Raw genomic sequence first — 15,728 nt, forward strand, 5'->3', positions numbered from 1 at the left:
GCCTCAGTTGCCTTCAGATGCTCGATCAGCGCGTCTGCCAATCGCTCGCTAGTCCGCGCCGGACACACCGAGCAACTCGCCGAACTCCTCCCATGCCCGTCCGCTCCAGCGGCGCAGCTTGATCTGGGTAATGGCCTGGTTGACAGTCGGGCTGGTGTTGACCCGGACCCCGTCGAGGAATGTCGGCAGCGCAAAATCCCTGATGTTGTGGGCTTGCCGGTTGATGTTCTCCCGGGAGAGGTCGTCGCCGCACTGGCGCAACACCTGCTCCAGAAGCTCGGCCTGCTGTGTTCCCGCAAGGTAGAGCGTGTCGCCCATATCTGCGCCCGCCAGATACTTTGCAAAATGCGTCCGGTACGATCTGATGGCCGGATCGTCGGTCCATTTCGGATCATTCGGATCTTTGTAGAACGATGAGGAGATCACGCCGACCGATGCCTCGAGCCCGGCCGGTACCAGTGTCGCCGAGACCGAGCTTGCAACCGAGGGAACCGCAATCAGCGGCTTCCAGTTCAATTCATGGGCCTTGCGGATCGCCTGGGCGGCGAACTTCGGCGCTCCGGCGACAAACAGCGCATTCGCCCCGGCAGCCTTGAGCGTCAGGATCTGGGACTCGATCGTCGGTTGCGTGACCTCGAACTGCGCTGCCACCACCTGCTTGTCGAAGGCCGCGCCGAGCGCATCCTTGAAGGCGCCGAGGAAGTCCCGGCCCAGATCATCGTTCTGGTAGAGCACGCCGATCCTGGCTTCGGGCAGACTCGTTGCGATGAAGCGCGCAATGACCTTGCCTTCGGTCGCATAGCTCGGCTGCGAGGTCGTGGTGTAGGGGAACTCCCTGGCATGGGTGAACTTTGCCGCGCCACTGACCACGAAAAGGTGAGGGATCTTGTTCGAGTTAAGATAGCGGACGATCGCTGAATTGGTGGCGGTGCCGAGCGGGCTGAAGATGACGGCGACCTCCTCGCCCTCGACAAGCCTGCGCGTATGCTCGACCGCCTTCGGCGGACTATAGGCGTCGTCAAGCGCAACCAGGTTGATCTTCCGACCGTTGATCCCACCCCGATCGTTGAGCGCGTTGATATAGGCGATCACACCCTTTCCATAGGCGCCGAATTGTGAAGCCGGCCCGCTGAACGGGAACGTGGCACCAATCTTGATCTCGGTCGCCGTGACCCCTGGCAGCTCGGCCGCATCGGCGTGAACAAGTCCGACGGCCGCGGCAATGACAAGCGCGTGTTTCAACCTGACGAGCATCAAGACGCCTCCAACAAACAGGACATGAGAGTAAGTCAAACCGGTGGCGGCCCGACAGACGGTGAGGGTGCGTTCTGTCTGAACCCGTGGTGTTGAACGTTTGGCAGCGCGTGGGCCAGCACGCACGCGGGAGCCGCGCGCCGACAAGCCCGGCTGCTTCGCTGCCGAACGCTAGTCGCTTGAGGCTGGCATGTCCTGAAATGACGGCGTATTCGTCGTTTGCGGCGCGGCGGCGATTGCTATTTTTATCGAGATATCCCCTAGGTTCGCCGCTGGCGAGCAAGCGACGCATCTCGCCGGACGGGCTTCGACGGACCAGGATGGCAAGCACTTGAACATCAATGGCAGCAATCACACGATAACGGCGGACAGCGACACGCCGCCGCTATGGGTGTTCACGCCTGTCTAGGCTCGACTGGTGAGCTCTGGGCCACCAGCCTTGGCCGCGTGACAGCGGTCTTGCAAGCGCGGCCGGCAGAGGCCGCGGTTGGTGGAAGGTGAGATGAGCGAGATCGAGAATACGTTCCAGGAGTTCATCGATGCACTCCACACCGCGGACGACGTGGATGCCTTCGAACGTGTCGCCAATCGCTTTGCCGAGAAGATCGGCTTCGAACGATTTGCCTATCTGCGGTTTGCCGGTGAGGCGCCGACGTTGATCTCGTCCTATCCAAAATCCTGGACCAGCCGCTATTTCAGCCTGCGCTACCAGGAGCTTGACCCCGTGGTGATCCGCGCACGCGCCGAGCATGGCCTGTTCAGCTGGACAGGTAGCCCGTCGGCCCCGAACGGCAGCCGCGAGCAGCGCCGGTTCTTCGATGAAGCGGGGACGTTCGTGATCAGATCGGGCATCACCGTCCCGATTCGCGGCGGGTTTGGTCAGACCGCCGCCTTCACCCTAGCGACCAACGATCGAGAAATTCAGCTCGAGAAGCTCGCGGCCAAGATGAGGGACGTCGTGCAACTCGCTGGACTTTATTTTCACGCGCATGTCAGTGTCGGGCTCAGCCGAGCCGCCATACCACAAGCCCTCGCCGTCGACCTGACGCAGCGCGAGCAGCAGTGTCTCGCCTGGATCGCGCAGGGAAAGACCGCAGCCGACATCGCGCTGCTGGTCGAGATCGCACCGCGTACCGTGGTCTTTCATCTTGAGAATGCGCGCCGCAATCTCGGTGCGGCGTCGATCGCGCAATGCGTCGCGGAAGCCCTGCGGCGCGGCCTGCTGCGCTAGCGTTTTCTGCACGTTCATTTCCTGCAAGGACCGAAACAGCCATGCCACCGATGCGTGCCGGGGTCACGCGGCGCCCGCGCGGCTATCCGGTCAAGTTTAAGCAAGAAAGAGCCGATCCCTGCAAAATCTGACAGGCGAATCCTGCCGCGTTTTCTGGTCTTGAGGTCCCCGATGTTGTCAGGAGGTCTCTATGCACGCTGTCGTACTTCACGCCCCGCAATTTTCCCGCAATCTGCTCGCCAAACGCAGCTCGCACCGCAAGGCAACCGTCGTGGTAGCGCGCAAACTCGCCGTGATCATGCACGCGATGTGGACCAGCGGCACGTTCTACTGTGGTGATCCGGACGCCGCCAAGGCGGACGTCAGCGCACGCGCCGCCGTTAAGGAACGCAGGCTGCTCGCGCCCCCCGCGTGAGGTCGCAGGGCCTGATTTGGGAGATCGATTGAGCTGATGAACGCGACGTTTTGAACACGGAGCTCCGCCACGGCGGAAGCGAGACCTGGTGCAGATCCAAGGCGACGGAACGCACGTTATCTTGCCTGTGGCCACGCCCCTTGCGGGGCGGCTGGACCACGCGGTAGTGCCTGTGATGTGGCTCCGTCCAACCGATGGAAAGATGCACCGCGACGGTTATCGGCTGCCTTGTCGCAGCGAATTTATCGCCGTCGACGAGCGCGAAAACCTGCACGGCGCACCGGGACTCTCGTGGCCGGCGACGCTTCGTGGCTCGATGCAAAGACCTTGTCACAGCAAAGAGAGGAAGCGACAATTGGTGAGAGCAAGCAGATGAGACGACCGATCAAACCTGCAAGATAAAAGCACTGGCGCTACAGAGCGCCTAAGCCATTGTCTGCACATCCCGGGATTTGGCGTCCTCCAGATCTTCGTTGTCGCCATGTTCGCCCCAATGCAATGGCGCTTCTCCGCAATTGCGTCTGTGTCTTGGCGAGCGCCTGTGGAATTCACATATCGGCGGCTTCTGCAAACAGCGGATGGTCGCCATGCGAGAGATCGACGACGAATTCGACGTGAGGCCCGGGCGGATTGGCAACCGCAGAGCCAGGAAAGCGACCAGCTATCTTCTACGCATCCGTCAGGAGGCGTCCAAGGCTGTCGCCGTCGCGCAACGGGCTTCGTCGTTCACGGGTGGCCGGATTGGCCGCGGCCACGCGCAAGGTGCGGTACTGGCGGGCCGTGGTCGAAACCCGGGCCAGCGCCGCGTCGTGATCAAAGCCCGGATCGTTCGCATCAAGGCCGGTGACCCCGGTGCGTTGCGAGCCCACCTGCGCTACGTCCAGCGCGATGGCGTCACGCGCGCTGGCGAACCTGGCGAGCTCTATGATGCGGGCAACGACCGCGCCGATGGCAAGGCGTTCACGGAACGCAGCGCCGACGACCGCCACCAGTTCCGCTTTATCGTGGCGCCAGAGGACAGTGCGGAGATCGCGGACCTGAAGCCGTTCGTCCGCGATCTCATGCATCAGATGGAGCAGGATCTCGGCACCAGGCTCGACTGGGTTGCGGCGGATCATTTCAACACCGGCCATCCCCATACCCACATCGTCTTGCGCGGCAAGGATGAGGAGGGAAATGATCTCGTCATCGCGCGCGACTATATCGCCCACGGCTTTCGATCGCGCGCAGCCGAGCTCGTCACCCGGGAGCTCGGCGCCGAAACCGAGATCGAGGTCGCGCGCAAGCTCCAGCAGGAGGTCGCGGCCGAGCGCTTCACGCGGCTCGACCGGGCGATTCTGCGTGATGCTCGGGACGGGGTTCTCGAGCCGGGTGCATTGTCTGGACGCGAACCTGTCTGGCAAACGGCCCGGATCGGACGGCTGCGAACCTTGGAGCGGATGGGGCTCGCTGAAGAGAGCGAACCGGGGCGCTGGCGGATCGACGCCGAGCTGGAGCCGAAGCTCAGACGCATGGGGGAACGCGGCGACATCATCAAGACCATGCATCGTGAGCTTGCCGCGGCGGGAGTGTCGAAGGCCGCCGGCGACTGTGCGATCTTCGATCCGGAACGCGACGGCAATCGCCTGATCGGACGGGTCGTCGGCGAAGGATTCGCCGATGAACTGACGGAGCGGCGCTATGTCGTGCTTGATGGGGTGGACGGGCGAACGCATTATGCCGAGATCGGCGCGCTCGGTGCCAACGACGAGCCGCCGGTGCGCAACACCATCCTGGAACTCAGATCGCGTGCCGCCGAACCGCGTGCGATCGACCGGACGATCGCACGCGTCGCCGCCGCGCATCGCGGCGTCTATAGCGACCGCCAGCACCGGGAGTTCGACCCGCAGGCGTCGAGCGAATATGTCGGATCGCACGTACGGCGTCTGGAGGCGATGCGGCGCGATGCAATGGTGAGCCGTCTTGTCGACGGAAGCTGGAATGTCGGCAACGACTATCTCGAGCGGGCGCTTCAGTACGAGAAGCTGCAGCGCTCGCGCAATCCGGTGCGGGTCGCGGTGCTGTCATGGCAGAAGCTTGAAGATCTGCCGCAGGCGCTGGGGGCAACGTGGCTCGATCGTAAGCTGGTTGGCAAGGAGCCCGATGGGTTCGTGTCGGCCGGCTTCGGCGCGGAAGTCGAGACCGCATTGCGAACCAGGCGGCAATGGCTGATCGAGCAGGGGCTGGCGCGAGAGCAAGGGGGGCAAGCGCGGTACGCGCGGAACATGCTCGAGACGCTCGAGGCCCGTGAGCGGGCAAGGACTGCGGCCGACATATCCGCGCGCACCGGCCTTGACCATGTCGACGTCAAGGCCGGCGACAAGGTTGAGGGCGTCTACCGGCGCTTGCTCACGCTGCACAGTGGGCGGTTCGCCTTGATCGAGCGACCCCATGAGTTCGCGCTGGTGCCCTGGCGGCCGGTGCTGGAGCGGGCGCGCGGGCAATTGGTCACCGGTCAAGTCGGCGGGGAGGGCATTTCCCTGGTCGATCGGCATCAAGCGCGGAATTGGACGCTAAGTGACCGGATTGCTCGGAAAGTCGGCCAATTTCCGTCCAGGAGCGTTCGTGGAGCTTATCGATTATGTATCCAAGGCACTGAAATTAATGATGGTTATACTATTTTTGCGAGAATAGTATAGCTGATTTGCTCCAGAATTCCTGTAGTTATACTATTCTCGCGAAAATAGTATAACGGAGTTCCAAGATGCCGTCGAACCAAGCCCTCGATATCAGCTACCAGACGCTCTATTCGGAACTTGTCCAGCGAAGCCTGGACGAGAGCTTCACCTCCGAATTTTCCACGAGCGGCCGCTTCGTGGCGGTCGAGGTGAAGGGCAAAAAATACTGGTACTTCGACACGCCGAAGCCCGAAGGCGCGGGCCAACACCGCCGCTATGTCGGTCCCGTCGACGATCCAGAGATCACCAAGCGGGTCGAAGCATTCAAGGATCTGAAGGCCGATCTCAAGGGACGTCGCCATCTCGTTTCCACACTGACGCGCGAGGCCTATCTGCCGCGTCCTCTGCCGATGGCTGGCCAGGTGGTGCAAGGACTGGCGAAGGCGGGCTTCTTCCGCATGAGGGGTGTGCTCGTCGGCACTGTTGCCTATCAGTGCTACTCCGCCGTGCTCGGTCGACGCCTTGATGCGGTCGCGATACAGACCGGCGACGCCGACTTTGCGCAATTCCACGAAATCTCGGTGGCGGTCAAGGATTCCATGCCTCCCATCCTGGAGGTGCTGCGCCAGGTCGATCCGACCTTCCGCGAGGTTCCGAGCCAGGCCGACGGCAGGGTCTCCACCCAATTCACGTCGAGAGGCAACTTCAAGGTTGAATTCCTGACGCCGAACCAGTGGTCGGACGACCAGGCAGGCAAGCCGGTCCCGATGCCGGCGCTCGGCGGGGCAGCGGCACTGCCGCTCCGTTTCCTCGACTACCTGATCTTCCAGCCGATCCGCGCGGTGCTGTTGCACGGTCCGGGCGTGCCGGTCCTCATTCCATCGCCCGAACGCTACGCCATCCACAAGCTGATCGTCGGCTCCCGCCGCAAGGAGGACCGCGATGCGACCGCAAAAAGCGCAAAGGATCGGCTGCAGGCTCGATCGATCATCGAAGCGATGATCGCCAACAGGCAGCAGTCGGACCTTGCGGCCGCCTATACGGAGGCATGGGATCACGGCGATCAGTGGAGAGCGGCGATCCGCACCAGCATCGCGACCTATGATGACAGCTTCCAGACGTTGCTCCGGACCGAACTAGGGAAGGGTGTATCCGAGCTCGGCTCCGATCGCACCGCCTACGATCTCGCAGACAAGTCAACCGACACGCCAACCTCTCGTCCACAGTGATCCGCGGACCGCAGGCTCAACACCGACGCGGCCGCAACGCAGCCTCGACCAGCAGCAGCGGCACACAAGCCGGGCGCAAGAAGCTCGGCCAGGCATGCTCTGCCGACGAAGATCGACATGCCGATCATGTCGACGTCATCAAACAAGCTGCTCCCTGCGCGCCGGAACCAACAAGCCTGAGCGTGGTCGGCAGTGCACGCCTTGCGGGGCATTTCTCGAACGACATGCTCATCGCTGATCCATCCGGTACTCCGAAGCCCGCGCACAATGAGAAGCAGCTTGGTCATGCAGAATCGAGGCGTGACCGCGCACCGCCTGCCGACAGAGGCAATGTCTCTTCGCTGTTGAGCAACTGATTGCCCGGTGGCTGAGCGCGACACAAGCGGCGCGATCGCCTTGTGGTACGAGAGTTGAGGAAGCGCGGCTGGACCCCGGTTCGGATATGGCAGCACGAGCTCAGTCGGCCCGAGCTCGTTTTGCGTCGGTTGGATCGGGTGTTGGATAGGTCTCCGCGTCGGAGCGTCGACAAGTGTGGAGCGCAGCGTCGCCTAAGCGAATTGCGCTGACGCTTTCAACATGAGCACCGCAGGCGACGTTGACGCGGAGCTCCTATGCTTCGCAACTCGGATGCAATATCACTCCGCGAACTCCGAACAGGGCCACCTGCAAGGAAGGGAGAGAAAATTTAAGCAGCGGGAGCTCCGCGATCCAGGAAGCACCGCTCGAACGTTGAGTGGACATCGCTGCTAATCCAAGTCGGAATCTGTCGCGGAAGTTGGCCGCTGGGATAGTCGACAAGAAGTAGCAGACCGTCGATTTTGGTTGGTTGCGAACTAGCCAACCGCTCTGCTAGTCGATGTCCAACGGACTCGCGGAAATTTTTTTGTTGTCGCAGGTTGATTTCGAAGTGTTGGTATTTTTGTTGGTATCGATCGAGCCAGCGAAAAATAACCTCAGCAATCTCAAGGCGCTAGTCTAGGTGCCAATTTTCATTACCTCAGGCGCAATAGCCCTCAGGGTTATTTGAGACGCTGATCAAGGTATGTAGTCAATATTGCAGGCCGAACGACAATCCTGGTCTACGCCTGTGCAGTAGCTAGCGTCCGGAGGTATTCTTCCAGAGTTGGCTGTGGCTCAGTTTGCAGCTTATGAAGCTCTTCCGGTTTTAGCTTCGTGTATCGTCGCAACGTACGCCAGTCCTTATGGCCCGTGACCAAGGCGACTTTTTCAATTGGCAGTCCTCCTTCGAAAAGACGGCTCGTGCCTTCGTGCCGCAGGTCGTGAAAATGCAAATCCTCAATCTTCAACCCATCGCAAGCGCGCGTGAACGCCGCGCTTACTGACTTGTGATTATGCGGAAATACGCGCCCTTGACCTCGCGTAATGCTAACCTTGACGGCAGCGCGCGGCTTGGGGGACCCGCTGCGATCAATGCTGCGCTCCATGTCGAGCGCCCAATCTTCACCGTCCTTGCGGCGGCGAAAGGTCTCTGCCACGTAGCGGTTCTTGCGGCGGACCTGGACCCGCCAGTTCCCGGACGGCAGCTGAATGAAGCTGGCCACGGCCGTGTGCACTCCCTATTTCGTGTGCGCTACGTGTGCACTGACAGGTCAAAACGGGTACAAACGTGTGCAATTTCGGCTAGTTTGGAGTGCACACGTTCATGGTTCATCCTGTTGAAGCCTAAGGTAAATAATTGAAATCGCAAGACTATCGCTTTTCTGTGGCCCCGATGATGGACTGGACCGATCGGCATTGCCGCGTCTTCCATCGGCTGATGTCGCGGCGGGCACGGCTTTATACGGAGATGCTGACGACCGGCGCCATCATCCACGGCGATCGGGCCCGGCTGCTCGGCTTCGATGCCAGCGAGCATCCGGTGGCGTTGCAGCTCGGCGGTTCCGACCCGCGCGATCTGGCGACCGCCGCAGGGATCGGCGAGCAGTTCGGTTACGACGAGATCAATCTCAATGTCGGCTGTCCCTCCGATCGGGTGAAGGATGGCCGCTTCGGCGCCTGCCTGATGGCCGAGCCCGCGCTGGTCGCCGAAGGCGTTGCGGCGATGAAGCGGGCGGTGCGGATTCCCGTCACGGTGAAATGCCGGATCGGCATCGACGACCAGGATCCGGAAGTCGCGCTCGATACGCTGGCGCGCGCCGTGATTGCCGCGGGCGCGGCCGCGCTCGTCGTGCACGCGCGCAAGGCCTGGCTCAACGGATTGTCGCCGAAGGAGAACCGCGACATCCCGCCGCTCGACTACGATCGGGTCTATCGCCTCAAGGCGGCGTTGCCGGATGTGCCAATCATCATCAACGGCGGCATCACGAGCCTCGCCGAAGCGAAGCAGCATCTGGCGCATGTCGATGGCGTGATGCTGGGGCGGGCGGCCTATCAGGAGCCGTGGCGGCTGCTCACCGTCGATTCCGAGCTGTTCGGCGAGACTGCGCCGCACGTGACGATGAAGGACGTGTTCGCGGCGATGCTGCCCTATATCGAGCGGCAGCTTGCCGAAGGCACGCGACTGCATTCGATCACGCGGCATTTCGTCGGCGCCTTCCATGGCGTCCCGGGCGCGCGTGCGTTCCGCAGGCACCTCGCGGAGAACGGCGTTCGGCCGGGGGCTGACATCGATGTGCTGCGCGAGGCGATCGCATGCGTCGACGATCGCGCGCCGGCGGCGGTCGCGGCCTGAGGGCGATCGTTACGGCTTGCGCTGACGCCGCGTGACGTCCTGTGCGACCTTCAGGAAATTGAACAGATGTGGCATCCGGTTGTCGCGCCGGTAGTTCAGCGACAGCGCGGTGCCCGGATTGTGTCCCTCATAGGCGCGGTAGGCGACGCCGGGCCGCTCCGCCTCCGAGACCGATTTCGGCACCAGCGCGATGCCGACGCCGACCGACACCAGGCTGATCGCGGTCTGATAGTCCTGGGCCAGCACCTGCGATTTCGGAATGAAGCCTTCTTCGAGGCAGATGTTGAGGATGTGGTCGGCGAAGCTCGGGCGCGGCTTGCGCGGATAGAGGACGAACGTCTCGGCCTTCAGCGCCGCCAGCCGCGGGATCTTTTGCTCGAGCAGGGGCGAAGTATCTGACAGCGCGAGGATCAGCGGTTCCTGCAGCAACGGCTCCGACTTTAGCTCCTCGTCGTCGAGCGAGGGGCGGGCGATGGCGATATCGATCTCGCGCTGGATCACCGCGCGCTTCTGCTCGGCGTTGTTCATCGCCGACAGCGCGAGCTCGACGTCAGGATAGGCCGACCGAAACGCCTGGATCACGCTCGGCAGCACGCCATAGGTCGCCGATCCGACGAAGGCGACGCGCAGGTGCCCGGAAAAGCCTTCGCCGATCCGCTTGATCTCGCGGTGCGTGCGGTCGAGCCGCTCCAGCACGTCGCGAGCCCGCTCCAGCAGAACGCTGCCGGCCTGGGTCAGCCGGATCTGGCTGCGGCTTCGGTCGATCAGCATGACGCCGAGATCGCTCTCGAGTTGCGCAATCTGCCGGCTGAGCGGCGGCTGCGCGATCGCGAGCCGCGATGCAGCACGGCCGAAATGCAATTCCTCGGCGACGGCGACGAAATAGACCAGCCGCCTGAGATCCATGACATCGTCGCGATCGGTCACGGCTAGCCGAACGCTTGCTCGCGCGCTTCCGCGGAAGCGGCGGAAAAACCCTGCCGGGTTCGATATCGCGTGGTCATGTGCGCACGATCGAGACGATGGTTCCGACGCAAAGACTGGGCGTGGGTCCGTGGATTGTCAATTGTCCGCGGGAACGACGCCATCCGGTTAGTCCTTCCGGGCGAAGGTGCGGATCTTGTCCTCGTCGACCTCTACGCCGAGACCGGGGCCATCAGGGACGCAGATCTCGAACTCGTCGAATCTGATCGGGTTGACGACCAGATCCTCCACCAGGATTCGCGGACCGAAATGTTCGGTGCCCCATTCGAGCCTGGGCAGGGTGGCGAAGGCGGCGAGATGCGCCGCCGCGCCGATGCTGCTCTCCAGCAGGCAGCCGCCATAGAGCTCGAGCCCGTGCGCGGCCGCGACCGCAGCGGCGCGCTTCATCTCGAACAGGCCGCCGCTCTTGACGAGCTTCAGTGAGTAGACGCTGCCGCAGCCCATCGCGCCCGCGCGCGCGATTTCCTCCTTGGTGAAAGCCGCTTCGTCCACCAGCAACGGGATCGAAGTGCGGGCCGCGACCCGCGCCATCGCTTCCAGTTGCAGCGCCGACACCGGTTGTTCGATCAGGGCAACATCCAGCTCCTCCAGCGCGGGCATGAAACGGATGCATTCGGCCTCGGTCCAGCCCTGGTTGACATCGACGATCAGGCGCACCTCGTCGCCGAGGCCGGCGCGCAGCGCTTGCAGCCGCTTCAGATCGACCTGCGGCCGGTTGAAGCCGAACTTGATCTTGAACTGACGATGTTCGCGGCGCCGCAGCTTCTCTTCCGCTTCTTCCACCTCCTGGCCGCTGTCGCCCGACGCCAGCGCCCAGATCACCTCCATGCGTTCGCGCACGGCGCCGCCGAGCAGCGCGCTGGCGGGCAGGCCGAGCGTCTTGCCGGCGGCGTCAAGCAGGGCGGACTCGATGGCGCCCTTGGCGGCGAAATTGCGGGTGGCGGCCTTGCTCATGCGCAAGGCATTGGCTTCGAAGGCGAGGGCAGGCTGTCCGAGCAGCGCCGGCGCCAGATAATTCGTGACCGCGGCCTTGATCGACTCCACGCTCTCCTCGGCCCAGCGCGGCCCGCCGAGCGTCGAGGCTTCGCCGATGCCCGTCACGCCGTTGTCGAGCAGGACGCGCACCAGCACGTAACCCTGATGCGTGACTTCGGTGTTCGAGAGCTTGTGCCGGCGGCGGGTCGGCGCCTCCACGATGGTCGCGCGGATACTGCGGATCGCAGTGTCCCTTGCGTGAGCCTGCACGCGCTCCACGGGCTCGGCGATTTCGATCACGGCACGACTCATATGTCCTCGCAGGTCAGTTCAGAGTGAGCCCTGCCAGGCTGATGGGCCTGGCAGGACGTAACGGGTATTACTCGGCCGCGACGAGCCGTTCGACTGCGGCTTTCTTGAGCTTGAAGTCGAAGTTGAGAACCAGATCGGTGTCGGCGCCGGCGGGGGCCTTGGCGAACTTGCCGATCAGGCTCTGCTTCACGGCGAACACCGAGTCGTTGTCGAGATACTTGGTCTCGGAATCGTAGATCTGCGAGATCAGCGATTGATAGCCGTCCTTCGAAAGCATGAAGTGGATGTGGCCCGGACGCCAGGGATGGTGGCCCATATATTTCAGCAGCTCGCCGCCGGCGCCGTCATAGGGGATCGGATAGGGCTCGGGGCGGAGCGCCACGAAGGCATATTCGCCATTGGCGTCGGTCGTGAAGCGTCCGCGCAGATTGTAGGCCGGCTGTTCCGGATCCTGCAGGTCGTAGAGGCCGTTCGGCGCGTCTTCCCAGACGTCGATCGTGACGCCCTCGATCGGCCGCCCCACAGTGTCGCTGATGCGCCCTGAGACCTTGACGGTCTGCGCGTTGTCGAACGTCTTCTTGATGATGGAGGCGCCCTTGGGAAGCACTGGCGGGTTTTCCCGGTAGAACGGTCCGAGCACGGTCGACTCGCTCTCGCCGTCGGTGACCCGGTGGTCGAGCATGTCGACCAGCACTTCGACGCCGAGGATGTCGGCGATCAGGATGAACTCGTTGCGCTTCTCGTCCGAGATGTCGCCGGCGCGGCGCAGGAATTCGCATGCGGCGAACCACTCGGCGAAGGTCAGGTCGACCTCCTTGCAGAAGTCGTGCATGTGGCGGATCAGGCTCGTCATGATCCGCCGGTTGCGATCCGGAATGTCCTTGGAGAGCGCGGCGATCACGTGGTCGGTGATGGTGTCCTTGTTGACGTTCAGCATGGTCGTTCCTCCTTTTTTTGCAGTTTCCTCAAACTTGCATTCCCGTTCTCGGGAATATCGGTTGCTGGTCTCACCAGACAAATTCGTAAGCGGCATTCTCCAGCGTCGCGGGCGCAGGGTGCGGATCGGCAAGGCCGCCGAAGCGGCCGCGGCAGAACAGCAGCGGCTTCTTGCCGGGCTCCAGCGCCATCTCGCGAACATGGCCGAGGAAGATGGTGTGGTCGCCCGCGACGATCTCATCGGCGAGATCGGTCACGAAATACGCTGCCGCGTTGGCGATGACGGGCAACTCGTTGCGGCGCTCGAACACGTCACAGAGGTCGAGCTTGGGCTTGCCCGCGAAATGCCAGGCGAGATCTTCCATCCCCTCGGCGAGGACGCTGACGGCAAAGCGGCCGGTGTTCTGGATGTTGCCAAGCATCTTCGCGCTTTTCGCGATCGAGATCGCGACCAGCGGGGGGCCGAGCGAAACCGACATGAAGGCGTTGGCCGTCATGCCGTGATCGCGGCCCTCGCAATGCGTCGTGATAATGGTGACGCCGGTGCCGAACTGGCCACAGGCGTTGCGCAACTCTCGCGGATCGATGGCGGTCATTGGCTTGCGACCTCGAGTTGGGCCAAACCGGATCGGTTGGCCGGTGGCGCGGTCACGATATCTCGCCAGTTTTCCAGCGTCGCCGCAGCGGCCGCAAGGCCGGATCGTCGCAAGGCGCGAATCCGGCTGCTGGAGACGATCTCGCCATTGCCGCAGCGCACCGGCGGCAGGATGCGGGTGTTGAAGTGCTGCCGCAGCAGCAGCGCGCTGCCGCCCTTGCAGGACCCGAAGCGGAAATCCTCGCCGACGATGACTTGGCGTGGTCGCAGAGGCTGCAATTCGGCGAGGAAATCGAGCGCGGTGCGCCGGACGTAGACCTGGTCGAAATCGGCGACGACGACGTGGTCGGGCGCGAATGTTGCGATGCGCTCGAGCTTTTCGCGAAGCGAAATCAGCGGCTCGGCCTGGCCGAAATACACTTTTGGCGGCGGATCGAAGGTGTAGACCACGGCTGCAATGCCGCGGCGCCGCGCTGCCGCGATGGTCTGCCGCAGCAGTTCCTGATGGCCGCGGTGGACGCCGTCAAATGCGCCGATGGTCACGACGCAGGCGTCGAGGGCCAATTCCCCATCGCGATGGAAAGCGACAGCGCTGCTGTCAAAACCCCTGCCCATGGTTCGCTCCCTTGCCGTGCTGCATTAGCTGCGGCGTTGCGCCGGCCGAACGATTGTTGCCATCCGGTCCATGCCATCGAGTCATAGCCCGAGCCGGGCCGGTCTGCGCGGTATGGTGTGATACCTTTCGCCCGCTCCGGGTGAGCGCGTAGCGTTTCCTCCGATGTCACGCCGTCCAAGAGCGTGACGAGATGGTCTTAAGGCCGGTGTGGCAACGCCGCCGGTCCAGCGACACAAGCGGAGGAGAAGCCCATGACTACTGCAGCAGCCCTGCGGGCCGACGTGCCTGCGTCGACCACCAGCGTCTATACCGGTGCGGAATTCCTGGACAGCATCCAGGACGGCAGGGAAATCTACATCTACGGCGAGCGCGTCAAGAACGTCACCCAGCATCCCGCTTTCCGCAATTCGGCGCGGATGGTGGCGCGCTGGTACGACCGTTTCCATGAGAAGAAGGATCAGATCGGCGTCCTGACCGACACCGGCTCGGGACAGCTGACCCATCCGTTCTTCCTCGGCTCGAAGACGGCCGACGACCTCGTCAAGGGCCGCGATGCGATTGCCGAATTGCAGAAGGTTGCGTTCGGCTGGATGGGCCGCTCGCCGGACTACAAGGCGTCGTTCCTCGGCACGCTGGGGGCGAATTCAAGCTTCTATGGCGATTACGCCGGCAATGCGAAGAAGTGGTATGCCCGGACCCAGGAGCGTCTGGACTTCTGGAATCATGCCATCGTCAATCCGCCGATCGATCGCGACCGCGCCATCGAGGAGGTGCGCGACGTCTTCATGCATGTCGAGAAGGAGACAGACGCCGGCCTGATCGTTTCGGGCGCGAAGGTGGTCGCGACCGGCTCGGCGCTGACGCACTACAACTTCATCGCCCACTACGGTATTCCGATCAAGGATAAGTCGTTCGCGCTGATCTTCACGGCGCCGATGGATGCCAAGGGCATCAAGCTGATTGCCCGCTCGTCCTACGAATTCACGGCGGCGGCGACCGGCTCGCCGTTCGACTATCCGCTGTCCAGCCGCTTCGACGAGAACGACTCGATCCTCGTGTTCGACAAGGTGCTGGTGCCCTGGGAGAACGTCTTCATCTATGGCGATGTCGACAAGATCAACCAGTTCTTCCCGGCCTCGGGTTTCATCCCGCGGTTCACGCTGCACGGCGTGACGCGGCTTGCCGTCAAGCTCGACTTCATCGCCGGCCTGTTCTCGATGGCCGTCGAGGCGACCGGGTCGAAGGATTTTCGCGGCGTGCAGACGGCGGTGGGCGAGGTGATCGCCTGGCGCAATCTGTTCCACGGCATTGCGGACGCCATGGTGAAGTCGCCGATCGCCTGGCAGGGGACCGACGGCTACAATCTGCCGAATCTGAACTACGGGCTGGCCTATCGCGTGTTCGCACCGATGGCCTATCCGCGGATCAAGGAATTGATCGAGCGTCATGTGGCGAGCGGCCTGATCTATCTGCCGTCGAGCTCGGCCGATCTGGAGAGCGAGGCGATCCGGCCCTATCTCGACCGCTTCGTGCGCGGCTCCAACGGCTATGCCGCGATCGACCGGATCAAGCTGCTGAAGCTGCTCTGGGACGCGGTCGGCTCCGAGTTCGGCGGCCGGCATGAGCTCTACGAGCGCAACTATGCGGGCAATTACGAGAACCTGCGCGTCGAGACGCTGATGGCCGCGAGCGCCACCGGCGACCTCGGCGCCATGCAGGATTTCGTGCGCAATTGCATGAGCGACTACGACGTCTCCGGTTGGACGGCGAAGGACCTCGTCAACCCCGACGACATCAACCTCGTCAGCCGCGGTCTGGTGCAGGGCTGACGA

Annotated in this window: 12 protein-coding genes and 1 pseudogene; 6 read left to right on the forward strand and 7 right to left on the reverse strand. The window is 63.0% G+C overall.

Annotated elements, in window-relative coordinates; genetic code table 11:
• Nucleotides 1–48: 48 nt before the first annotated feature.
• Nucleotides 49–1,254 carry an ABC transporter substrate-binding protein gene (locus ACVMIH_RS02965; RefSeq protein WP_456866376.1) on the reverse strand — a complete coding sequence of 402 codons (1,206 nt, stop codon included), beginning with the start codon at nucleotides 1,252–1,254 and terminating at the stop codon, nucleotides 49–51.
• A 502-nt stretch (nucleotides 1,255–1,756) separates the two neighbouring features.
• Here ACVMIH_RS02965 and ACVMIH_RS02970 point away from each other — a divergent pair.
• The 4 genes and pseudogenes from ACVMIH_RS02970 to ACVMIH_RS02985 all read left to right on the forward strand — a co-directional run bounded on the left by ACVMIH_RS02970 (nucleotide 1,757) and on the right by ACVMIH_RS02985 (nucleotide 6,786).
• The gene (locus ACVMIH_RS02970; RefSeq protein WP_456860703.1) at nucleotides 1,757–2,485 is read left to right on the forward strand and encodes an autoinducer binding domain-containing protein; all 729 of its coding nucleotides are present in this window, start codon (nucleotides 1,757–1,759) and stop codon (nucleotides 2,483–2,485) included.
• A 235-nt stretch (nucleotides 2,486–2,720) separates the two neighbouring features.
• Nucleotides 2,721–2,900, forward strand: a pseudogene (locus tag ACVMIH_RS02975) (IS110 family transposase); the annotation flags it as partial.
• A 587-nt stretch (nucleotides 2,901–3,487) separates the two neighbouring features.
• Nucleotides 3,488–5,578: a relaxase/mobilization nuclease RlxS gene (gene rlxS, locus ACVMIH_RS02980; protein WP_456860705.1), complete on the forward strand. Its 2,091-nt coding sequence runs from the start codon at nucleotides 3,488–3,490 to the stop codon at nucleotides 5,576–5,578.
• Nucleotides 5,579–5,643: 65 nt separating this feature from the next.
• Nucleotides 5,644–6,786, forward strand: a complete 1,143-nt coding sequence (locus ACVMIH_RS02985) for a nucleotidyltransferase family protein (protein WP_456860707.1) — start codon at nucleotides 5,644–5,646, stop codon at nucleotides 6,784–6,786.
• A 1,079-nt stretch (nucleotides 6,787–7,865) separates the two neighbouring features.
• On the opposite strand, the gene ACVMIH_RS02990 is transcribed toward ACVMIH_RS02985, so the two are convergent.
• Nucleotides 7,866–8,348: a tyrosine-type recombinase/integrase gene (locus ACVMIH_RS02990; RefSeq protein WP_456860709.1), complete on the reverse strand. Its 483-nt coding sequence runs from the start codon at nucleotides 8,346–8,348 to the stop codon at nucleotides 7,866–7,868.
• 134 nt (nucleotides 8,349–8,482) lie between these two features.
• Here ACVMIH_RS02990 and dusA point away from each other — a divergent pair, with 134 nt between their 5' ends.
• Nucleotides 8,483–9,478, forward strand: coding sequence for a tRNA dihydrouridine(20/20a) synthase DusA (gene dusA / locus ACVMIH_RS02995; protein WP_274612842.1), 996 nt, complete (start codon nucleotides 8,483–8,485; stop codon nucleotides 9,476–9,478).
• Between the two features lie 9 nt (nucleotides 9,479–9,487).
• On the opposite strand, the gene ACVMIH_RS03000 is transcribed toward dusA, so the two are convergent.
• The 5 genes from ACVMIH_RS03000 to ACVMIH_RS03020 all read right to left on the reverse strand — a co-directional run bounded on the left by ACVMIH_RS03000 (nucleotide 9,488) and on the right by ACVMIH_RS03020 (nucleotide 13,895).
• Nucleotides 9,488–10,405, reverse strand: a complete 918-nt coding sequence (locus tag ACVMIH_RS03000; RefSeq protein ID WP_229191310.1) for a LysR family transcriptional regulator — start codon at nucleotides 10,403–10,405, stop codon at nucleotides 9,488–9,490.
• A 165-nt stretch (nucleotides 10,406–10,570) separates the two neighbouring features.
• Nucleotides 10,571–11,749: a muconate/chloromuconate family cycloisomerase gene (locus ACVMIH_RS03005; protein ID WP_456860711.1), complete on the reverse strand. Its 1,179-nt coding sequence runs from the start codon at nucleotides 11,747–11,749 to the stop codon at nucleotides 10,571–10,573.
• A 67-nt stretch (nucleotides 11,750–11,816) separates the two neighbouring features.
• On the reverse strand, nucleotides 11,817–12,686 hold the full coding sequence (locus tag ACVMIH_RS03010; protein WP_456860713.1) for an intradiol ring-cleavage dioxygenase: 870 nt from the start codon (nucleotides 12,684–12,686) through the stop codon (nucleotides 11,817–11,819).
• Between the two features lie 70 nt (nucleotides 12,687–12,756).
• Complete coding sequence (locus ACVMIH_RS03015; protein WP_456860715.1) at nucleotides 12,757–13,281, reverse strand: flavin reductase family protein; 525 nt, start codon at nucleotides 13,279–13,281, stop codon at nucleotides 12,757–12,759.
• Nucleotides 13,278–13,895, reverse strand: coding sequence for an FAD synthetase (locus tag ACVMIH_RS03020; RefSeq protein WP_456860716.1), 618 nt, complete (start codon nucleotides 13,893–13,895; stop codon nucleotides 13,278–13,280). Before ACVMIH_RS03020 ends, ACVMIH_RS03015 begins: the two co-directional genes overlap by 4 nt.
• A gap of 252 nt (nucleotides 13,896–14,147) precedes the next feature.
• Here ACVMIH_RS03020 and ACVMIH_RS03025 point away from each other — a divergent pair, with 252 nt between their 5' ends.
• Nucleotides 14,148–15,725 carry a 4-hydroxyphenylacetate 3-hydroxylase N-terminal domain-containing protein gene (locus tag ACVMIH_RS03025; RefSeq protein ID WP_028334229.1) on the forward strand — a complete coding sequence of 526 codons (1,578 nt, stop codon included), beginning with the start codon at nucleotides 14,148–14,150 and terminating at the stop codon, nucleotides 15,723–15,725.
• The last annotated feature ends 3 nt before the right edge of the window (nucleotides 15,726–15,728 follow it).

The sequence above is a fragment of the Bradyrhizobium sp. USDA 4503 genome, from assembly GCF_054055815.1.